This window comes from Blautia sp. ZXY-1-C6, assembly GCF_056339875.1.
Window position 1 is genome coordinate 1 of the sequence record NZ_JBWJVQ010000174.1, and the last position, 21,917, is coordinate 21,917.

17 protein-coding genes are annotated in these 21,917 nt (G+C 42.2%); 1 reads left to right on the forward strand and 16 read right to left on the reverse strand.

Features of this window, described 5'->3' with window-relative positions; all coding sequences use genetic code 11:
• The 12 genes from AC075J_RS09095 to AC075J_RS09150 all read right to left on the reverse strand — a co-directional run.
• Window positions 1-710 (reverse strand): phosphotransferase (locus AC075J_RS09095; RefSeq protein WP_476390253.1); only part of this gene is annotated, 710 nt, incomplete at its 3' end.
• Window positions 711-989: 279 nt separating this feature from the next.
• Window positions 990-2,315 (reverse strand): CCA tRNA nucleotidyltransferase, encoded by a 1,326-nt coding sequence (locus tag AC075J_RS09100; RefSeq protein WP_118569551.1) that lies wholly within the window; start codon window positions 2,313-2,315, stop codon window positions 990-992.
• Between the two features lie 91 nt (window positions 2,316-2,406).
• Window positions 2,407-3,846 (reverse strand): proline--tRNA ligase, encoded by a 1,440-nt coding sequence (gene proS, locus AC075J_RS09105; protein WP_008707939.1) that lies wholly within the window; start codon window positions 3,844-3,846, stop codon window positions 2,407-2,409.
• A gap of 543 nt (window positions 3,847-4,389) precedes the next feature.
• The gene (locus AC075J_RS09110; RefSeq protein ID WP_008707937.1) at window positions 4,390-4,881 is read right to left on the reverse strand and encodes a deoxycytidylate deaminase; all 492 of its coding nucleotides are present in this window, start codon (window positions 4,879-4,881) and stop codon (window positions 4,390-4,392) included.
• A 224-nt stretch (window positions 4,882-5,105) separates the two neighbouring features.
• Window positions 5,106-5,537: a ribose 5-phosphate isomerase B gene (rpiB, locus tag AC075J_RS09115; RefSeq protein WP_055054065.1), complete on the reverse strand. Its 432-nt coding sequence runs from the start codon at window positions 5,535-5,537 to the stop codon at window positions 5,106-5,108.
• A gap of 137 nt (window positions 5,538-5,674) precedes the next feature.
• Entirely contained in the window at window positions 5,675-6,727 is a 1,053-nt protein-coding gene (locus AC075J_RS09120) for an L-threonylcarbamoyladenylate synthase (protein WP_118759354.1), read from the reverse strand.
• A gap of 316 nt (window positions 6,728-7,043) precedes the next feature.
• On the reverse strand, window positions 7,044-8,144 hold the full coding sequence (locus tag AC075J_RS09125; protein WP_118759355.1) for a DUF459 domain-containing protein: 1,101 nt from the start codon (window positions 8,142-8,144) through the stop codon (window positions 7,044-7,046).
• A gap of 523 nt (window positions 8,145-8,667) precedes the next feature.
• A complete protein-coding gene (locus AC075J_RS09130; protein WP_182437899.1) occupies window positions 8,668-10,905 on the reverse strand; it encodes a DUF2298 domain-containing protein in 2,238 nt (745 codons plus the stop codon).
• A 139-nt stretch (window positions 10,906-11,044) separates the two neighbouring features.
• Window positions 11,045-13,057 carry a hypothetical protein gene (locus AC075J_RS09135; protein ID WP_055060246.1) on the reverse strand — a complete coding sequence of 671 codons (2,013 nt, stop codon included), beginning with the start codon at window positions 13,055-13,057 and terminating at the stop codon, window positions 11,045-11,047.
• A 123-nt stretch (window positions 13,058-13,180) separates the two neighbouring features.
• Window positions 13,181-13,876, reverse strand: coding sequence for an N-acetylmuramoyl-L-alanine amidase (locus AC075J_RS09140; RefSeq protein ID WP_055054061.1), 696 nt, complete (start codon window positions 13,874-13,876; stop codon window positions 13,181-13,183).
• Window positions 13,877-14,040: 164 nt separating this feature from the next.
• Window positions 14,041-15,690: a glycosyl hydrolase family 18 protein gene (locus AC075J_RS09145; RefSeq protein ID WP_476390254.1), complete on the reverse strand. Its 1,650-nt coding sequence runs from the start codon at window positions 15,688-15,690 to the stop codon at window positions 14,041-14,043.
• Between the two features lie 311 nt (window positions 15,691-16,001).
• Entirely contained in the window at window positions 16,002-16,202 is a 201-nt protein-coding gene (locus tag AC075J_RS09150) for a hypothetical protein (RefSeq protein WP_008707925.1), read from the reverse strand.
• 696 nt (window positions 16,203-16,898) lie between these two features.
• Here AC075J_RS09150 and AC075J_RS09155 point away from each other — a divergent pair.
• The gene (locus tag AC075J_RS09155) at window positions 16,899-17,645 is read left to right on the forward strand and encodes an adaptor protein MecA (RefSeq protein ID WP_020993442.1); all 747 of its coding nucleotides are present in this window, start codon (window positions 16,899-16,901) and stop codon (window positions 17,643-17,645) included.
• A 181-nt stretch (window positions 17,646-17,826) separates the two neighbouring features.
• Here AC075J_RS09155 and AC075J_RS09160 read toward each other — a convergent pair whose 3' ends face one another.
• The 4 genes from AC075J_RS09160 to AC075J_RS09175 form a co-directional block, all read right to left on the reverse strand.
• Window positions 17,827-18,027, reverse strand: coding sequence for a DUF1858 domain-containing protein (locus tag AC075J_RS09160; protein WP_008707923.1), 201 nt, complete (start codon window positions 18,025-18,027; stop codon window positions 17,827-17,829).
• Between the two features lie 100 nt (window positions 18,028-18,127).
• The gene (locus tag AC075J_RS09165; RefSeq protein WP_008707922.1) at window positions 18,128-19,108 is read right to left on the reverse strand and encodes an ABC transporter permease; all 981 of its coding nucleotides are present in this window, start codon (window positions 19,106-19,108) and stop codon (window positions 18,128-18,130) included.
• Window positions 19,109-19,120: 12 nt separating this feature from the next.
• On the reverse strand, window positions 19,121-20,200 hold the full coding sequence (locus AC075J_RS09170; RefSeq protein ID WP_008707921.1) for an ABC transporter permease: 1,080 nt from the start codon (window positions 20,198-20,200) through the stop codon (window positions 19,121-19,123).
• The gene (locus AC075J_RS09175) at window positions 20,197-21,732 is read right to left on the reverse strand and encodes an ABC transporter ATP-binding protein (RefSeq protein ID WP_055058393.1); all 1,536 of its coding nucleotides are present in this window, start codon (window positions 21,730-21,732) and stop codon (window positions 20,197-20,199) included. Before AC075J_RS09175 ends, AC075J_RS09170 begins: the two co-directional genes overlap by 4 nt.
• Window positions 21,733-21,917 lie beyond the last annotated feature (185 nt).

Sequence of the window (21,917 nt, forward strand, 5' to 3'; positions counted from 1 at the left end):
AAATCTGCTACCTGAATATCAAAACTCCAGTGACCAAAATTTGTGACTGCCGTCCCCAAATGATCACCTTTCAGCATCAGAATATTATGCTGATTATATTCTCCATGACATACCTGTCCTTCCCGCCATGCCCTTTCCCTGAGATCATCATAATCCGTCTCGTCCAGAAGCTTTACTGCATACTGTGCCCTTTCAAGAAACTGCTCCACACTTGCCAGATAATTTTTCTCAAATACATTGGATGCTCCTTTGTTCCGTATAAATTTGCGTATCTTACGAAGCTCCTGATTGTGCCGGAGATATTCCTCCCTGAGAGATCTTTCCCTGTATTCCTCCACAGGTTCCATTTTCATTAAAATATGTAACCTTGCCAGTGTCCGGACACTTTTTAAAATATCTTCCCGGGATTTTGTATCACACTCTTTTCCTTCATACCAGTGCTGGAGTGTAAACCTTTGTTCAGTCTTATCTTTACTGACCAGACTTTCCTGATTATTCCGCAGAAAATAATCGGTATTTATACCATTTTCCTGAAGTTTCATCAAAAGCTCCTGCTGTTTTTCCAGCTTTTTTTCAGAACCGTGAAATTCCCTCAGGATCAGAAGTCCCTGAGCTGTATAGCAGAGTAAAGCTCCTCTTGTCCTTGCAGAACGGTCTGCTGTCAGCTCATACTGAGCCAAAGTGCCAAGTCCGTAATCATACAATGACATATCCCCCTCTTAATCATCTTAATTCTTTCTATACATATGAAGAAAATCCGGTGGATATACCCCCGGATTTTCATAGAGCCACTGTTATTTACTATATTCGTTACTGTTCACTCCGTTCACAGTAACGTAGCCAAAATTCATTCCAGATTGCCTGCGGCAATGGAATTTTGGCTTGTATGTCTCGGGATTTTGGCATATTCATGCCAAAACACCTCGCGGGATAGTGGTGTGTGAACAGTAACCAATATTCTGATATACTGACCATTCCATAAAACTGCACTATTTCTCATCAAGCAGACCCAATAATATCTCTTTCTGATTCTTCTGTGGATCGACAAGTACTACTTCCAGAAGACGGTTCAGCGTTTCTCCTATTTCACGCCCCGGCTTATAACCGGCTTCAATCAGATCTTTCCCTGTCACTGCCAGAGTTTTTAAAGATACACACTGATGTTCATTAATGATCGTCTCATAAGCCTCTTTCACCTTATCCAGACGTTCCTGCTTCTCTGCGCGTCTGTAATCACTCTGTGCCAGCATATCTGCCTGCTGCACTTCCAGATAATATGGGAAGAGATCCTCACCGATACGGTTCACTGCCCTGCGCACTGCCTTTATCGTTCCATCCGGTCTGTCATCATGCCATTTTACCAGACGGGTTACCTTGCGGATCGTATCATTATCGAATTTCAGCCTGCGCAGGATCTGTGCAGCCATCTTTTCTCCCGCAATCCCATGCATCTTGAAATGATCTCTTCCATTCTCATCTGTTTTCCGGACAACCGGCTTTCCAATATCATGAAGCAGCATGGTAATCCTGAGAACTTTATCTGCACGTACATGACAGAGACTGTGCAGGATATGCTCCCCTACTGTGTAACAGTGGTGCGGCGTATTCTGGGATGTTGTCATACATGCATCAAACTCCGGAAGAAATTCAGCTGTGATCCCGGCTTCATAAGCCACCCTGAGATAATCCGGATGAGGAGACATCAGAAGCTTCACAAGCTCTACCTGAATCCGCTCTGCGCTGACATGCTTCAGATTCGGTGCCAGAACCTTCAGTGCCTTACGAGTCTCTTCTTCAATGGCAAAGCCCAACTGCGCACTGAAACGGACTGCACGCATGATCCGCAGTGCATCCTCTGTAAAACGCTCCAGCGGATTTCCCACACAGCGGATGATTTTTCTCTCAATATCCTCCAGTCCGCCGAAAAGATCCACCAGTCCTGAAGAAGGATTGTATGCCATTGCATTGATGGTGAAATCCCGGCGTTTCAGGTCTTCCTTAAGGCTTGCTGTAAAGGTGACCTCTTTGGGATGTCTGCCGTCCTCGTACTCACCATCTACACGATAAGTCGTGACCTCATATCCTTCTTTTTCCATAAGAACAGTCACTGTTCCATGCTGCAGACCTGTATCCACTGTTCTGTGAAACAAAGCCTTGACCTGCTCCGGCTTTGCGGATGTGGTGATGTCCCAGTCATCCGGGCTCCGTCCCAGAATGGAATCACGCACACAGCCGCCTACCACATAGGCTTCATAGCCTGCTTTTTCCAGTATATGCAAAATTGTTTCCGCGTTTTTCGGTATTTCCAGAATCATATGACCATCCTTATCTTCTTCTATTTATTCTTAATCCCGAAAACCGGCACTCAGATATCTCTGCTGCCGGTTTTCTTTATTTTCTTATTGATTAGTATGCTCTTCCCCAGTAAACCATCTTCTTGGCAGGTTTTCCACAGCATACGCAGACATCACTTAAGTGTTCCTGCTCAAACGGCATACATCTGGATGTAGCCTGAACATCCTCTTTAATCTTGTCCTCACATGCGCGGTCACCGCACCACATAGCTTTTACGAAACCTGGTTTGTTAACAATAGTATCTTTGAATTCTTCATAGTTTGTAGCAACATAAGTATGGGAATCTCTGTGCTTACGTGCACGCTCCAGCATATCTTTCTGGATTGTTTCCAGGATTTCCTGTACTTTCTCCACAAGCTCATCAAATGTAACAGTATATTTCTCTCTTGTATCACGACGGCAGATCACAGCCTGACCATTCTCGATATCCTTCGGGCCGCACTCGATACGGATCGGAATACCACGCATTTCCTGCTCTGCGAATTTGAATCCCGGGCTCTTGTCTGTGTCGTCTACTTTTACGCGGACTCCTGCTGCCTTTAATGCTGCAAACATCTCATCTGCTTTCTCAAGAACGCCCTCTTTTCTCTGCTGGATCGGGATGATCACTGCCTGTACAGGAGCGATTCTCGGAGGCAGTACCAGACCGCTGTTATCACCATGTACCATGATGATTGCACCGATCATACGTGTTGTCATGCCCCAGGATGTCTGATGTACATACTGAAGTTTATTTTCTTTATCTGTATACTGGATGCCGAATGCTCTTGCAAATCCATCGCCAAAGTTATGGCTTGTACCGGACTGAAGAGCTTTTCCATCATGCATCAGGGATTCAATTGTATAAGTAGCTTCTGCACCGGAGAATTTCTCCTTGTCTGTTTTCTGTCCCTTGATAACCGGGATTGCAAGTACTTCCTCGCAGAAATCTGCATACAGGTTCAGCATCTGGATAGTACGCTCTTCTGCTTCCTCGGCTGTAGCATGAGCTGTATGGCCTTCCTGCCATAAGAACTCACGTGAACGAAGGAACGGACGTGTTGTCTTTTCCCAGCGCACTACAGAACACCACTGATTGTATACCTTCGGCAGGTCTCTGTGGGACTGGATTTCTTTTGCATAGAAATCACAGAATAATGTCTCTGATGTTGGACGTACGCACAGACGCTCCTGAAGCGGATCCAGACCACCATGAGTTACCCATGCAACCTCAGGTGCAAATCCTTCTACATGATCTTTCTCTTTCTGAAGAAGAGATTCTGGAATAAAGATTGGCATGTACACATTCTGTACGCCAGTCTCTTTAAATCTTCTGTCCAGTTCGTGCTGGATATTTTCCCAGATTGCATATCCTGCAGGTTTGATTGCCATGCAGCCTTTTACGCTGGTATAACCGCAGAGTTCAGCTTTCTTTACAACGTCGGTATACCACTGGGCGAAATCCTCTTCCATGGATGTGATGGCTTCTACCAGTTTCTTGTTGTTTGCCATAATTACTTCTCCTTTTTATGTGATTGTGTTGATCCTGACAGTGCATCAGGATATAGTCGCGGCGGAATGCATATTCTTCTTATTTTTCTTCTATAAATAAATTTCCTTATCTGCTTCACAGTACAAAAATCTGCCTTTTTTATAATCCTGCAAAACCTGTCATATTATAAAAAACGAAAAAAAGAAGCCCAGCATCCCTCACAAGGGACCGAAAGGCTTCGGCGGTACCACCCTAATTAGCACTGTGCCCAAATGCCTGCACATTGCTCGCTCTTCTTCCGATAACGCAGGAAAAACGCCGTACTTCAATTGTACGGAGCTCCGAGGCCGGTTCCATAATTCACGCACAGAATCCTTCCACCACTGTTTCGCAGCCAACCAGCTGTTCCTCCGGGACTCTTCTCTGGGATTGCTCCTTATGTACTATTCTCTTCATCGCTATATATATATTTCGCATTTGGTTATATTCTATTTGAAATAAATTGATGTGTCAAGAGTAAAATCTGTTTACTATTCACTCTGTTCTCAGTAACGTAACCAAAGTCACACTTCTATTGTAATCTTACGTCCTGTCCGGTTATATTTATAATAACGGACCCCGGCTGCATCCAGCATTCTCTTGGAAGCGATCACTGCCGGCGTGTCTGCATATTTATCGCAGTCATAGACAATTGTCTTAATACCTGCCTGAATAATTGCCTTGGCACATTCATTACATGGAAAAAGAGACACATAAAGCTTTGCACCTTCCAGACTTCCTCCTCTGTAATTAAGAATCGCATTCAATTCACTGTGGGTCACATAAAAATATTTCGTATGAAGACTGTCACCCTCTCTTGCCCATGGAAATTCATCATCTGAACAGCCCTTTGGAAAACCATTATAACCCATGGACAGGATTTTATTATCCTCACTCACAATACAGGCACCTACCTGAGAATTCGGATCCTTGGAACGCATCCCTGACATCATGGCAACTCCCATAAAATATTCATCCCATGATAAATAATCTGTGCGTTTATGATTTACATCCATTTCCCCAACCTCCCCTTCACATACTTCACCATTCATCCGCTTCATAAAATCAGCACATTGTCTGTTACTGTGAACGGAACGAACAGTAACCATTATCTGCTTATAACTGACACAGCCAGAACTTAACACTTTACTCTACAGCAATTCCCATTCATCATACATGTGAGAGAATTACTATAATCATGCAGGCTCTGGCTGTTTTATCATTTTTCTTATTTTATGACTTATTCAGTCTCTATCTGATTAATTCTTCTGATATGTCTCTCATCATTGGAAAACGGTGTATTCAAAAATGTATCCACAATCTTCAATGCCAGCCCAGGTCCTACCACTCTTCCGCCAAGTGCAAGGATATTGGCATCATTGTGAAGTCTTGTAGCCTCTGCTGTAAAACAATCTGTGCAGACTGCAGCTCTGATTCCTTTAAACTTGTTTGCTGTAATGGAAATTCCGATACCTGTTCCGCAGATCAGGATTCCCTTCTCACATTCGCCGTCAAGAATTGCATGTGCAACCTTCTTTGCATATATCGGATAATCTACGGAATCCAGACTGTCACATCCATAATCTTTATATTCAATTCCTTTCTCATCCAGATACTTCTTGATCTCCTGTTTTAATTCATATCCACCGTGATCACATCCTAGAGCTATCATTAATCTTCCTCCTGAAATTAATTTATTTTCTTTACCTCTTCAGCAGACTATTTAAATGAATCTTCATTATCCATCTGGCCATTACTGCTGATAAGATTATATAGTCAGGCATATATCTGCTTCACTACCTGATTATATCATACCACCTGTATGATCTTATGTCCCGCTGCTTTCAGCAGACGGTTCATAATGGCCTGTCCCATTCTTGGTGTATAAAACGCTTCTGAATAAATAGACCTGACTGCACTCTGGTCAAAGTCCCGCAACACTTCATACAGATGATGCGCTATCGTCTCTTCTTCCTTCCGGCTTCCAATGCTGACTACCAGACCTTCCGGATATCTGTCCTTTGTCTCGTCCGTTGCAATAATTCCAACCTGCTCGCCGTGTGCTTTCGCCTCCGCAGCCAGCTCATTGATCTTCTTCACAACAGCTTCCTCCGGTCCCTCAACAATTGCCAGATCTGCCTTCGGTGCATAATGGCGATATTTCATACCCGGTGCTTTCGGACGCACTTTGCTGTCAGCCGCAATCAGCCCCTTGTCCATCCTTACATCCCCTAGAGTCTCCTGAAGCATCTCCAGAGAAATATAACCCGGACGTAAAACCACCGGCACATCCTCAGTAAAATCAACGATCGTAGACTCAAGACCGATTCCCACCTGGCCTCCGTCAATGATCATCTCAATCGCTTCACCAAGATCCTCCTCTACATGCTGTGCAGTGGTCGGACTGGGTCTGCCTGAAGTGTTGGCACTGGGTGCTGCCACATAGCCGCCGGCAGCCTTGATCAGCTCCTGTGCAATCCTGTCGCTCGGAAACCGAACCGCCACACTGTCCAGACCACCCGTAGTCTCCTGTGGTACAAGATCCGACTTCGGAAGAATCATAGTCAGCGGACCCGGCCAGTACTTCTCTGCCAGGATCTTCGCCTTCTCCGGAACCTCCGCTACAATCGGAGCCAGCTTATCAAACTCTGCAATATGCACGATCAGCGGATTATCCGAAGGTCTTCCTTTCGCCGCATAAATTTTCATAGAAGCCTGCGGATTCAACGCATCCCCTCCAAGACCATACACAGTCTCCGTAGGAAATGCAACCAGACCACCCTGTTTCAAAATATCTCCACCACGCCGGATAGCCTCCATATCAAGATTATCCGCTGTCATGGATACAACTTCTGCTCTCATTAAATTCCTGCTTTCTTATCTGTTCTGTATTTTATATAACAATATTCCTCTTACTTTATTTTCGTTTTGTATGTTCATGATACAACAGAGATAAAAATTCGTCAAATGTTTCTTCTTTGGCAAACAGATATTCTCCATTATCCAACCGAACAAATAACAAGCTGACAGAAAATATTTCTCCTGTCAGCTCGTACATCAATCTCTTAATTTATCAAGCAATACATATACCCTTTCTTTTGTGAGTTCTGTGGCCTTAACTTCTGCTTATACTGCTTACCTGAAACAAGATTATAATTTGTGTATAAATCAAAAAGCATTATCTGATCGCATTCATACAATATTTATAGATTCTTTTATAGGTACGTGTAGAATAGTGAACGCCGTCATCTATATTTCCCTTAAACTCATTGTATGTACTGTAACCATTCTTCATCAGATATTTATAGGTATCTATCCATTGAAATCTCTTATTTAACCTGCTCTGCAATCTGTCATTAAAGTAACGTAACTGCGCTTCTTTTCGAGTTGGTTTCATTGCTGTATTTACCGGATTCACAGACATATAAAACAATCTGCAGTCACTTTCAAGTTCCTCTGCAAGAGTGTTCATACGCGCAAGATATGCATTTGCCTCGCCTTTATAATCAACCCCATTCCCGGAATTATGACTCGAAAGATCATTCACACCAAGATTAAAAATAACTGCTACGGGCTTATCTGAATCTGACTGCAGACGGGCAATTTCACTTCTCATTACTCTCTCTCCTGCTGTTTCAAACCAGCTCAGTCCCTCCCCTGTCTTACACACAAATGATACTTTTGCAACTGCATCCTTTCCATATTCCTGAAGAAGAGTTTTCTGCATAAAATACGTTCTGGAATCTCCCACAAAAATAATTCCGGAATACTCCGACAGCTGAGCTGCCAGATTATTGACCTGAATATCCGGCTCCTGTTGCCAGTTATACATAACTGCATATAAATGGGTTTTCTTCCTTACCTGTATCACCTGTCCCGCCTGATACTGCGGATTCTGAGTCTGATCCGGCTTCGTGCTCCATCCAAGAAAAGTATATCCGGTCTCGTTCTTTATTGCAGGAAGTGTCACTTTTCCATTACTGTCTGCTTTTCTTATTATCGTAGACCCATCTGCCTGATGGAAAATAACCACCTTCTGAGAAGCAGATGAAATCGCTCCTGTTCCCTCCGACGGTGCCAGTGATTCATCCTTTTTATTATCCGAATATGTAAAAGATGTGAAGCTTGTGGTTCCTTTTTCCGCATCGTAAACCCTTACTTTGCTGGTTTTCGCAAAAGCTGTTTGACAAAAACATGAACTACAGCAAATTGCTCCTGTCAACATCATAATCATCATTTTCCTGCTATAATGTCTAACCTGAATTATTCGATTCCTCATTTTAAAACTCCTTTCCTGTCATGTAAATATTCACAATCCTCATTTTCTCCTACTACTTATACAGTGTCATCTTTTCATTTTTCCACTGTAGCAACATATTTTTCTTATATATATTGCACATACATTATCATAATACAATCGTAATCCATATCTGTAAATTTTGCTTTTCTTCTCTTTACCTCCTAACAATTACTCTCCCAACCATTCCAGCCAATAACCAGCGTAAAAAAATATTTCATTTCCTGTGCATTTGCAGGGTTCTTAGATATTCTTAGCCGGCAAGAATCTGTGTTATGAGCCGACCGTCTCACGTGTCTGAGCGAAGTTTGCAACGGAGCGAGTTTGAGAGGGCGGCTCATGCCTTTAGCAGATTTTTGGCGGCTTAGAATATCTTAGAGCCCGAAACCGCACAGGAAATGAAATATTTTTTTACGCGTCCCTTTTGATCATCAAAGATTACCCGCAATATTCTTTACAAAAACGCAAAAAATGGCGACACAAACTGCCGCCATTTTTCGCCCTCTTACTTATTAACTTTAAGAATATAAGTACTATACACCTCATCCTGGAACACAACTTCTCCAAGCGAATTCAGCACCTCTTCATTCAGTGCATCCCCATATTTCTCCCGTTCTTTCGATCCGACAAAAATATAAGAAACATCATACTCTTCCAGCAGTTCCTTCACATACTCCACATCCAAAGAAATATAAATACTCTCAATATCCGCACTCTTCTCATTCAGATCCGCAGTATCATCTCTCCACAGCCACTCATGCACATACCATCCCAGCACAGTCGGAAGCCCGGTCATAGCAGAAACACGCTCATAACCACTATAGCTGTCCCCGTTCGCCTCAAGCACAACCGGTGACCCTTTCACATTCTTCTTCAGCCATTTAATACCAGCCACATCCTCTGTGAAATCATTTGACAGGAAAGATGTCGCATTCAATCCTTTATATTCAGAAGGCTCCCATACCTTTCCAAACCACGCATACACACTGTTTCCAAAATAACCAAAGGTCCAGCAAAGCAGTACCAGACCGATCACTGACACAACCTTAAACACTTTCTTACGTGCAGCCACCAGCATACGGAAAATACCATATCCCATGGTCATCCCAAACAGCATATACGCCTGATAAGTCAGCTTAAACATAGTATTCGCCCTGGCGTTTCCATTTTCGTAAATATCTCTTACATAAACCAACTCCGGAATCACGATCAGCCCGATTGCACAGAGTCCCATGACAATCGCAAACAGATCCGGCACAGAGATTGCTTTCATCAGTTTATACAGACTTCTGTTCGCACCACCACGAAGCTTCTCCCAGATGATACAGATAATCAGCAGAACTGTCAGAACCACAGGCAGTCCCCACAAAATCAGCAGCTGATGGATCATAGAATGATTCTGCGCAATTCCCACACCTTTAAACATACTGTCAAACTGCAAAGTAAACGGCAGAGAAACAACGTATGAGATCACAATGATCTCCACTGCCTGAACCGCAGTCACTGCCAGAATCCTCTTCACTTTACCATCAAACTGAACGATATTGGTAAACAGCACCACTCCACCGGTCACCACGAAATAAATAATAAAATCCCAGAAATTCGTAAACCGGAACATACCGATCATCACTGCAGCCAGCAGGATATGCGGAATCAACAGCTGTTTTTTCCAGAACTGTTTCCGGCCCGGCTTCATGATCACTGCTTCTCTCATCCGCACACTTCGCATCCACGCATAAAGAAGTCCCACCAGAAACAGCACAAACATTACATTTACCACATGGGCATGGAGATCTCCCAGCACAAAGGAATAACATGGAAATTCATGGATTGTCTTGTCCGGCACATCCGGATTGTATCCAATATAACGGGTCGCATCCGGGAACCAGTAGCTGTCCGCTTCTTTTCCCTGCAGCTTCTGGAGCCATGGAATGATCTTACTGTAAACCACATAATGCATATTTCCCGCAATTGATACAGAAAGTCCTGCTATGATCCCGGCCACTGCCGGCACACAACGTTTCTTTCCTGTCAGGCTTCCTTTAAGCCTGTCCACAGACATCTGACGAACCAGTGAAAACGGAAGCACAAATGCAAATGCAGCCACAAAAGTACGCATCAGATTGTAAGTGAGTTCTACTTTACTGCCAGTCAGCTTCGTCAGAAATACTGCAAAATACTGTCCGCCATAATAATAGTTGATCGTACCTTCTGAATACCACAGATCTCTTGCAGGAAGTGTCGTACTTCTCATCATTGCTTCCATGAAACCATAATCCATAAATTTCTCAGTTCCGTATGCCTGCGGACGGAATCCTGCAAAATAAGTCCATATCAGAAAAAATATAAAGAACAGAATTTCCTCTCCGTAAATCAGTTTTCCCTTTCCAGACGGAAAGCAGTCAATTCCATTTTTTCCCTGAAAATGATATAAAACCCCACAGCCAACAGCACATACAACAGACACACCGATACATGTCGCTGCAGTAAATGGCAGTATCTTCGCAGTTACCAGAAACCACGTAAGAAAACCTGTCACAGTAATCGCCAGCACTTTTGAAAACATCCAGCCTTTGTCCTCAAATCCGGCAAACAGTCTCCCTGTCACAGGCATGGCAACCATTCCCATCAGAAATGCCAACAGCCACCAGGTCCAGAATGTCCATACATCTCCCTTTAACAGAAATGCAGACAGCCCTGCAAGAGCTGCTGCAAGAAGCACTCTCGGTGCCCATTTCTTCATCCGTACGTCCTCCTTAATCATTTATAAAATCATTGTGGTTACTATAATCTTACACATTCTCTCTTATCTCTGTAAATCTGTGATCACCCGGCTCATAATCATAAATCCGGAGTAATCCCCGTAATAATGCATTTGAGGATTATTCTGTTGTTTTATAGATCCGTATCCGTCCATCCTGAGTCTCATAAACCTTTTCATATGCTGCAGCAATTGTCTCCTCACGACATTCCTGCTGTTCAAATTCCGAACCTTCTTCAAACAGGATATATGTTATTTTTTCCTGTTGTACTGTTTTTTTCAATGTTTCACTGTCAGATGTGGTGTATATCGTTACAGCCTGTGCAGCCCTGTAATTCGTATCATAGCCTGCAGACCATGCGTAATATGGCCATCCACAGTAAAGCATAGCTCCGGACATCGTCACTTCATTCATGCTGTACTCAGGAGTAAGTAAAAGATCGTTTTTCTCCAGATTCTCCTCCAGCCACTGGGTCAGCTCGCTGTTCATATTTACAGTCACACGTCTGCCCGGACCATTTCCTTTTACGATTACAATAAAGTCATAGATTCCGGTGGCACTCAGAGATATCACCAATACTATTGCCAGTATCTTTCCCATAGTTTTCTGTATCCCGGACTGCCCATTTCTCCCATTCCAAAGACTGCATACTGCCCATGCCCAGAAAATCGTCAGAAACGCATATGATATCATGATATATTTATGGTTTACATTAATATCCGGTGTCATCAGAAGCACAAAAGCAAAAATCACCGGAAACAGGAAACTCACAAGGATTGCTCTCTCCCGTCTTCTCATAAACCATACCATTAGTACCAGCCCAAGGAAAAAAACTCCGCTCATCCAGAACAGATATTTCACAACTCCCGGGACAGTCTTATCCTCTGCCAGAAATCCCAGATAAATCTGAGGGCTCATAGCACTTCCAACAATAAAAATCTTTGACTGAAGACAGGAAAAGAAGATGGATACCCCCGCCATGACAGCGTAATCCACTTTTCCATCCGAGAAAATAGCAAAGCCGCACAAAATCAGCAGACCACCGATCACTGCTGCCCCATTCCAGAACGCACACAGACCCAGAAACATTCCCATAAGCAGTGCCTGATCCAGATTTCTACTTTTCCATCCTTCCTTCGAGAAAATCCTGTTTTTTATCCAGAGTATTCCTTTCTCTTCATGTGCCGTCCCGGCTTCCAGCCAGTCCATAAACAGATATAGTGCCAAAGTCACCATCAGAAGTCCAAATGCCAGATGCCTCTGATTAAGATAAACATTAAAGTTCCACAATCCCCAGTTCTCATTGACAGTATATCCGATAAAGGAAGTGTTTTCTTCCAGGGTTTCCACAAGATTCCCTGCCTGGATATGCTCCCATACAAATCTGAAAAAAGCCATTCCGCTTCTGAAAAAGAACAGAAACAATGCCAGTACACCGCAGCACATTTTGCCTGTGATCCTAAGTGCAAGCTGATATAACAGCATAAGAAATCCCACAAGCGACAAGGTACTTACGATATTATAGGCAAAATCCATACGCATTCCAAGATATTCCAGATTTCCTGTGAGAAACTGAAACATAAAATGATACTTTACATCTGCACCTCCATAATGAGGATACTGTGTGGGAAAATTATTTCCTGCAGAAAAAGAACGCATCATCGCCGTATGTGGTGCATAATCTCCATACACAGTCAGGCCGGAATACAGGATTCCGTCTTTTATATAGAATACATAGAACATCATATATGTAATAAATACAGTCAGCAGACCAAAGAGTAATATTTCCTTTTTTAATCTGCGCTTATCCTGTATTTTATCAGTATTCCAGTTCCTGCATCCACCCTGTCTTTTGTATTTCCATACACTGATCAGTATAATAATAACTGCAGCACCTGTCATCCCGATAATATTTCCATACAAAAGTGGATTTTCAGCTTTTCCCACAACACTGAAAAACCAGGAAATAATATATACTGTCCAGGTCAGTAAAAGTGTTCCGACTCCAAAAGAAGCCGGAAGCATGAGCCAGATACGATTAATACCTGACACACTCCTTCCCTCTCCTGTCAGCATTTTCGATGCTTCACAGCCCAGCATTCCTGCCAGAAGCAGATAAATAATTCCAAGCATAATTTCTCCCTGTACATTTCCCCGCCATGCAGATACTCCTACCTCCGGGGGATTTTAGCAAACAAGTATCAGTATAACAAAAATCCTTACTTATTAAAAGCAAGTTCACATAAATTAAACATTTTAAATTTTTTGTTGCTTCAGATATTGTTCAATCCCTTTCACTATAGCTTCCACTATTTTATTCTGATATTCTTCTTTGCAGAGAAGTCCGGCCTCTTCCGGATTTGTAAGAAAACCACACTCTACAATATTCAAAACACTTTCACTTCTTTTTAACAGATAATAGGTTTTATTACCTTTTGCCACACGAGGGCGTTTTACTTTCAGTCCCAGATTCAGTTCTTCCTGGATAAACTCTGCCAGGTTCTTTCCCCGGACAGAATCTTCATAATAAAACACCTGGGGACCGCATACAGACGAATCCTGATAGCTGTTCTGATGAACACTTATGCACAGCACAGGTCTGTATTTCTTTATCATAGCAATCCTGCACTGCATATCCTGTGCTTTCTGATTTCTGCTGTCCTCCTCATAAAGGCCCTTATCTTCTTCCCTTGTCATGATTACAGAAAATCCTTGTTTTTCCAGAGAATCCTTTAATTTTACGGCAATCTGAAGATTTATCCCCTTTTCTTCCAGTCCGTTCACTCCGATCATTCCCGGATCCGCTCCACCATGTCCTGCATCTACCAGAATGGTTTTTGAATTTTCTGTTGAACTCATAGTCTCTGAAACTTCAGCTGCCTGTTTTGACAGAATGAGAAAACTGACAAGAAGCAGACACCCTAACATTAATTCCAGTCCATATTTTTTCAAACTAAAAACACCTCCTGAGACATCTTTTACAGTCTACGGGAAAATTCACTGTTCCTGTAGACTGGCTATAGCAATTCCATAAAATAATGCAATCAGTATTTCATAAAATTCTATATTAATATATGTTTCAGAAGATGTTTTTATAGCCTGCTGATGCAGAACTTTTAATTATTCAGATTGTCCGAGATTACCTGCCAGATTCCGTTGTTTTCAAATCCAAGCTTCCATGCAGAAACTCCTGCAAGGTCATATTTGGATACCAGCTTCACTTTCTCTGCAACTGACTGAGCATCCTCAAGCCAGATCTGATAGGTAGAATTATCTATATCATATTTTCCATAATTCTGGGAAGTGGTCTTATCCCAGTAGGTTTCCACATTATTATCTGCAATTGTCTGCTGCGCCTGATCCATACCGATTGCTTCACTGGTTACATTTCCCCCTGTGGTCCTCCACAGTCTGGTATAAAACGGAATGGCATTGATCACACGTTCAGCCGGAACCTCATCCAGTGTATCCTGGATTCCCTGTTCCACCCATGGAAGAGATGCCACAGAACCGGCTTCAGATCCTACATAATGCTCGTCATATCCCATGATGATCACATAATCTACAACCCTTCCCTGCTCAGCCCGGTCATAATGGCTTGTAAAATCCTCAGGAACCGGGTTATCCACTGAAAGAACCAGATTATTCTTATGACACTCTATGGAAAGTTCTCTCAGAAATTCCAGAAAATGAGTTCCCACATCCTCGCTGAGAGATTCAAAATCCACATTAATGCCATCCATTCCCACATCTTGGGCTGCCTGGATCAGCTGACTGATAATATTCTGTCTCGCCGCAGTGCTGGAAAGTGTTTCCGTTGTACTTACTTCCTGTGTAAAGTTGTCGATCAGTCCCCATACCTGAAGCCCCTTTTCATGAGCCTGTGATACATAATCTGCACTCGCAATGCTTGCAATGTTTCCTGAAGTATCTGTCAGATAGAACCAGGTAGGCGAGATCACATTCACACCTGTCATATTTGCTGTCGCATCCGCAAAATAAGCATTGGCATCTGTGGAAGTCACCTGATGCCACACCATATTGACCTTGCTGTCCATAGTAAGATAGGAGTACTGTTCCCTCTTAAAGCTTCGTTCAAATTTTGTCTTCTCTGCTTCTCCCACTTTCTTCTTATCTATATAACCAATATATCCGTCATCCGTAGCTACCTGATCCCAGTTCTCCATTTCTTCAATAAGACGAAGCTTTGTACCTTTCTTTACAGAAGTAAGAATAGCCGATTTAATTCCACCGCGGTAACGTATGCTTGTATTCTTCTTAACTGTGACTGTTTTTACATTTTTGAATTTATACTGTATGGCAATCCTGTATGGATCTTTTGTGATGTATGCATCAAGATCTGTAAATTCCTGCACATAAGTAAGATTCAGATACACTTTGTCATCTTTCACCCATACCTTATCTCCTGCCTCAGATGATGCACTCGCAGAAGTCAGCTCCGAAGGTGTTGCATAAAGTATCTGCTGATTGGCAGAATCCCAGTAATATCTCTGGTTCAGATAAGTATTCACCACATCCAGTGGTAAATAGACTCTGTCTCCGTCCACCAGACCACGTTCTTCCAGTTTCTCAGTTCCAATGACCAGGGCAATCTCCCCATCTGCCATTTCTCCATAATATTCATTCAGATCCATTTTCTCAGAAGATGGTATGTACTTCATTACTACATGAGTGACAATTCCAAGAATCGCAACAAGAATGACCAAAACGGCAACTGCGATAACTGGTTTATACTTTTTATTCATAGTATTTTTCCTTTCAGTAAATATTGTGTTACCGGAAACAAAGCAGACAGTAACACGATCGCTATTGATACATCAGCTCACAGAAAGGTATTTCATATAGTTATTTTGAGTATGATGTACCAGTATTATCAACTGTATCGGTAACTTGATGATACTGGCTTAAGTATACCATAAAATATTACAATTGTATTGCAAAATCGTATTTTTCACAAATTTTTAAGATATGCGTAATTATATTCTTATGCTGCCCGAAGGCATTATGAACATCGGGGGGACTGATTCAGAATCTGTTCGGGCAGCTTTCTCTTTTGTTATTTTTCTTTGACGAAATCAAAATCCACACGAGCGATCCGTCCTTTTTCATCTTCAACGTAATCACGCATGTATCCACCACCTTCTGCAATCTGACAGGCTTTTGCAATTGTTTTCGGATTACTGAGTATACCATTCAGATACAGAGAAATTCCCTGTTCACGATAACTCTTCAATTCTTTTTCCAGTGGTTTACGCATGCTCTTTTTGGTTGCCCGTGATATATTTTCCGTAAGCTTACCTCCCTTCTTTCATAAGATTTTTTAGAAAGCACCTTATCGGCTGTTGAAAAAACAATATCCCTGCACCTGTTTTATCGTTACTGTGAACGGAGTGAACAGTAACGTTTCAACTTCTTATTATCATGGAAATTTTACCTGTACATTGCCACAGCAGGAACGCTGCATGAAAAACGGCAATGAAGTTTAGAAATAAAAGATCACTTTGGTTAATGTTTCAGATCTTCGCTTATGTGAACCGCAGGTTTACTGCTTCTTCTGTTTTCATTATATCCATCTTGTAAACAGATGCAAGTGTTTTTCTTCATTTATGTATTTTTTTCTGTTTTGTTTCTAAAAATTTAATATTTTGGTTGATTACTTATCTTTACATTTTGCAGTTCTGTGTTATATAATATAGTGTATAAAATTTTATAAATTCACAGTCAGACAATAGAATTTTTGAAGTTACTTGCAGCAATTTTCCAAAGACAGCGCATCTATGGCAATCCTTTAAAATTGCTGTTCAAAAAACAATAGTAACTTTTAATTTATCCGTAATTGTCCGCAGCTTTCAAAAGTTAAATTTTCATTATCAGAAACACTTTTAATGGATTTTCACAGGCAATTATGAAGCTGCCAGATAATTCAATGTTATTCAGAATAGGATGTGACAACATGAAGATAGAAAAGATCAACGACAACCAGATACGCTGCACACTGACAAGAGAAGACCTGGAGAACCATCAGATCCGTATCAGTGAACTGGCTTACGGCACTGAGAAAGCCAAGAAACTTTTCCGCGATATGATGCAGCAGGCACAGATACAGTTTGGTTTTGAGGCAGATAATATTCCATTAATGATCGAGGCCATCCCGGTGAGTACCGAGAGCATCATCCTGATCATTACCAAAGTAGAGGATCCTGAAGAACTGGATACCCGTTTCTCCAAATTTGCTCCATTCAGAGGGAATGATAAGACAGATACTCTTCAGCTTGACGGTGCAGACAATATTATTGATATCTTCCAGAAGCTTTACGAAGCAAAGATGAAGAGTACTCAGACAAAAGATGGCAAATCTGCTCAGAATACCGGAGCAAAGGAAAATGACGATACTCAAGTTCCTGATGTAAATCTTATCCGTCTCTATGAGTTCGACACACTGGACGATGTGATTGCGGCCGCCCATGGACTGAACGGCTATTTTACCGGTACAAACACCCTGTACAAAGATCCGGCCGATGAGCTTTACAAACTGGTACTTCACCAGTCATCACTTTCTCCGGAGGATTTTAACAGGGTATGTAATATTCTTACGGAATATGGACAGGGAAAGGCTTTCTCTCTTTCAGGAGAAGCTTATCTGACAGAACATGGAGAACTGATTTCCGATTCTGCCCTTCAGCAGCTGATTCAACTGTAATAATTTTCATAATTAAAAGAGCATTCAGTTTTCATCTGAAAGCTCTTTTCTTATACCATAGTAAATTACAGATTTCTAAAAAAAGGATGTCCTGAACTTATTCAGAACATCCTTTTTACATGTCAGTCTATGACAATTCAACAATTGTCATAGTCCGTCATATGATTACCTTTCAGGAAGATTATTCTCCAAGAAAATCATTGATCTGGTTAACCAGTACATCAACATCCAGTCCATGAACCATAGCTGCTTCTTCGAGAGATTCCATCTGGGAAGATGGGCATCCAAGGCAATGCATTCCTGCTCTCATAAGAATCGGTGCGATATTTGCATCAATCTGAAGAAGCTGACCGATCAGCATGTCTTTTGATACTTTAGCCATTGTATATTTCCTCCTTAATTTTTCTTCATACTACTCAGCTTTTATAGCTTCTGATATTATAATACTATTTTACTCTGGAATCAACTGCAAACTTTTAATTTTATCGTTCCTCCCTGAAATACGGAAGTCCCAGCGCAGCAGGCGGCTGGTGTTCCTTTTTCTTTCGGAAGCTTGTGAATACCAGTACGATAATCGTTACCACATAAGGCAGTGCTTTAAATACTTCCTGCATGCTTCGTCCAAGTCCCGGGATATAAAGATACAGAATATAAAGAGCTCCGAACAGGAATGCTCCCCAGATTGCATTCAGTGGTTTCCATAATGCAAAGATTACCAGTGCAACAGCAAGCCAGCCACGATCTCCAAAACCATTGTCTGTCCAGGTTCCTCCTGAATATTCCATTACGAAATAGAGTCCGCCCAGACCTGCCAGACCTGCACCGATACAGGTTGACAGATATTTATATTTGATAACATTGATACCTGCTGCATCTGCAGTTCCCGGATTTTCACCGATTGCCCTGAGATTCAATCCCGCTCTTGTCTTGAACAGAAAAAACGATAACAGGACTGCTATAATAATACAGAGATATGTAAGAAAACCATAATTAAATAAAATACCTCCGATAACCGGAATCTTAGACAATCCCGGGATTTTTGCCGTATAGGCACTTCCTGTTACTTTTACGGAAATCTGTCCTACACCGCCTGCAAGCTTGGAAATAGAACCGCCAAAGAAGTTACCAAAACCTGTACCAAAAATGGTAAGTGCAAGACCTGTTACATTCTGATTTACACGAAGTGTGATAGTCAGGATACTGTAGATCAGACCACCGATTGCAGCACATGCAAATGCACACAAAAACGATATCAGTACACCCACAAGTGCATTGGGATCAGGATTATCCTTCTCATAGAGGAAAGCTCCCATCAAACCTGAAATGCCGCCCATATACATAATTCCCGGAATACCAAGATTCAGATTACCGGATTTCTCTGTCATAATCTCACCAAGCGCCCCATACAGAATACAGATGCCCTGGACAATTGCTTTTTGAATAAAAACTATCAGTACACTCATTGCCGCTACCTCCTATTTCTTTGCACGCTTTACTCTGTAGTTGATAAAGAATTCTGCACCGATCAGGAAAAACAGAATGATTCCCAGAAGAACATTGGAAGCATTCTCATTCAGTCCATACTGTGTTGCGATCTGTACGGCACCCTGGTTCATAAATACGATGCCAAAGGAAACTGCAACCATAATAAATGTATTAAACTTGGAAAGCCATGCGACAATGATCGCAGTAAATCCACGACCGCCTGCTGTTGCAGTGGAAATCGTATGGCTGGCTCCGCTGACAATAACAAAACCTGCGATACCACAGATTGCACCGGAAATTGCCATTGTACGGATAATAACCTTTTTCACCTGGATACCGGCATATCTGGCAGTATTCTCGCTCTCACCTACTACTGCGATCTCATAGCCCTGCTTACAGTATTTCAGATAAATAAACATTCCCACTGTCAGAATCAGGACAATGACTACATTCCAGCCATATTTCTGTCCGAACAATTCCGGAAGCCATCCGCCTTTTGTAGCCTGATTGATGATACCGACTGTATTGGAACCTTTCGGATTTTCCCAGAATACAATACAATAAGTTACTACCTGCATGGCAACATAATTCAACATCAGAGTAAACAGTGTCTCATTTGTATTCCAGTTTGCTTTAAATACAGCCGGGATCATTCCCCAGATCATTCCGCCAAGTGCACTTGCCACAAACATTACGATCAGGAGTAACCCTGTAGGCATCTTATCTCCTGCATAGATCATGACGGCAGCAGAGCAGGCACCACCGATCAGGATCTGACCTTCTGCACCGATGTTCCAGAATTTCATTTTAAATGCAGGTGCCAGACCAATGGAAATACACAGCAGTACCATTGTATCTCGTATAGTCTGCCACAGACGGCGATCCGAACCCATTGCTCCATCCCAGATTGCCTTATAGACATCCACCGGATTCATCTTTACCAGGGCAACGATCACCGCTCCGCACACGATCAGTGCAAGGATCAATGCAATGAAACGGATCAGAAGACGTTCCTGCCATCTGGCTTTGTTTCTTCTTTTACTTACCTGTAAGAAAGGTTCTTTCTTCATGCCTGTGTCCCTCCTTTTTCATGCTTCGTCATAAGAATCCCGATTCCTTCTTTCGTTGCAGTTCTTCCATCCTCAATTCCGCTGATTTTACCTCCGCAGAACACTGCAATCCTGTCACACAGTTCAAGAACTACATCAAGATCCTCAATAACACAGACTACTGCAACCCCTTTTTTCTTCTGTTCATTCAGAAGGCGGTAAATCACATGGGAAGTATTGACATCCACCCCTCGAGTTGGGAAAGCTACCAGAAGCACTTTCGGATTCTGGGCAATTTCTCGTCCTACCAGAACCTTCTGCACATTTCCTCCTGACATCTGACGGACAGGTGCGGAAATACTTGGAGTCATGACTTCAAGCTGTTCTTTAATTTTTAATGCCAGTGCCTTTGGACCTTTTCGATCCAGGAATGGACTTTTGCCATTGCGATAGCTTCTGAGCATCATATTATCGGTCATATCCATATCGCCCACAAGCCCCATACCAATACGGTCTTCCGGAACAAAAGCAAGGCTGATCCCTGCTTTATTAATGGAGATAGAATCCATTCCTGCAAGCTCTGTTCCTTTTCCATTGTCATCAAGCAGGGTGATCGAACCGCTCTCTATTGCCTGGAGTCCTGCAATTGCCTCCAGAAATTCTTTCTGGCCGCTTCCGGAAATGCCGGCAATACCCAGAATCTCTCCTGCATTTACTGTCAGATCAACATCATCCAGAGTTTTTACCTCTTCTTTGTTTTTACAGTTCAGACCTTTGACCACTAATCGTTTCTTTACATTCTCCGGTTCAGGACGGTCGATATTGAGATCTACTCTGCCGCCTACCATCATCTCTGACAGACTCTGTGCATTTGCCTGAGCTGTTTCTACTGTATCAATATACTTTCCTTTTCTGAGGATTGCCACACGGTCTGATAACGCCAGAACTTCCTGGAGTTTGTGTGTGATGATCATAATGGAACATCCATCTTTTCTCATATTTCTCAAAATATCGAATAACCGGTCAGACTCCTGTGGTGTCAGAACTGCGGTCGGCTCATCCAAGATCAGAATCCTTGCACCGCGGTAGAGCATCTTTATGATCTCAACTGTCTGCTTCTGGGAAACGGACATTTCGTAGATCTTCTGTGACAGATCCAATTCAAAGCCATATTTATCTGCCAGCTTCTGAATATCCTCTGTGATTCTCTTCATGTCCAGCTTTCCCTTTCCCGGAAGTCCCAGAACAATATTCTCTGCTGCTGTCAGTACATCTACCAGTTTAAAATGCTGATGTACCATACCGATTCCCAGTTCATAGGAATCTTTCGGTGAACGGATCGTTACTTCTTTTCCATTTACAAAAATATGTCCCTCATCCGGATAATAAATTCCATAGATCATATTCATCAGAGTTGTCTTTCCGCTTCCGTTTTCCCCCAGAATTGCAAGAATCTCCGATTTTCTCAGTGTGAGATCTACATGATCATTCGCCTGGACCGAACCAAAACTCTTGGAAATATCTCTAAGTTCAAGTGCATAGTTTTCTCCCACTATCGTTTCCTCCTTTTATCTAATGATATCCAATCTACAGTAAAAGTCCTGTCTCTTTGACTGCCGATATCATTTAATCCTACTTCTGAATTATGGAATTGCTCTCCTGTATACTCCATAATACAGCAAAAGAAACCTTCTGTCAGAAGACTTCAAGACTTCTTTTGCACGTACGATATGAAAAC

Excerpts from the sequence above, each read along its gene's own strand:
- AC075J_RS09100 (WP_118569551.1), bottom strand. The coding sequence starts at position 2,315 with ATGATTCTGGAAATACCGAAAAACGCGGAAACAATTTTGCATATACTG.
- AC075J_RS09155 (WP_020993442.1), top strand. The coding sequence starts at position 16,899 with ATGAAGATAGAAAAGATCAACGACAACCAGATACGCTGCACACTGACA.
- AC075J_RS09125 (WP_118759355.1), bottom strand. The coding sequence starts at position 8,144 with ATGAGGAATCGAATAATTCAGGTTAGACATTATAGCAGGAAAATGATG.
- AC075J_RS09165 (WP_008707922.1), bottom strand. The coding sequence starts at position 19,108 with ATGAGTGTACTGATAGTTTTTATTCAAAAAGCAATTGTCCAGGGCATC.
- AC075J_RS09170 (WP_008707921.1), bottom strand. The coding sequence starts at position 20,200 with ATGAAGAAAGAACCTTTCTTACAGGTAAGTAAAAGAAGAAACAAAGCC.
- AC075J_RS09160 (WP_008707923.1), bottom strand. The coding sequence starts at position 18,027 with ATGGCTAAAGTATCAAAAGACATGCTGATCGGTCAGCTTCTTCAGATT.
- AC075J_RS09110 (WP_008707937.1), bottom strand. The coding sequence starts at position 4,881 with ATGGATGTAAATCATAAACGCACAGATTATTTATCATGGGATGAATAT.
- AC075J_RS09150 (WP_008707925.1), bottom strand. The coding sequence starts at position 16,202 with ATGCGTAAACCACTGGAAAAAGAATTGAAGAGTTATCGTGAACAGGGA.
- AC075J_RS09130 (WP_182437899.1), bottom strand. The coding sequence starts at position 10,905 with ATGAAGAAATGGGCACCGAGAGTGCTTCTTGCAGCAGCTCTTGCAGGG.
- AC075J_RS09120 (WP_118759354.1), bottom strand. The coding sequence starts at position 6,727 with ATGAGAGCAGAAGTTGTATCCATGACAGCGGATAATCTTGATATGGAG.
- rpiB (WP_055054065.1), bottom strand. The coding sequence starts at position 5,537 with ATGATAGCTCTAGGATGTGATCACGGTGGATATGAATTAAAACAGGAG.
- AC075J_RS09145 (WP_476390254.1), bottom strand. The coding sequence starts at position 15,690 with ATGAATAAAAAGTATAAACCAGTTATCGCAGTTGCCGTTTTGGTCATT.
- AC075J_RS09135 (WP_055060246.1), bottom strand. The coding sequence starts at position 13,057 with ATGCTTGGAATTATTTATCTGCTTCTGGCAGGAATGCTGGGCTGTGAA.
- proS (WP_008707939.1), bottom strand. The coding sequence starts at position 3,846 with ATGGCAAACAACAAGAAACTGGTAGAAGCCATCACATCCATGGAAGAG.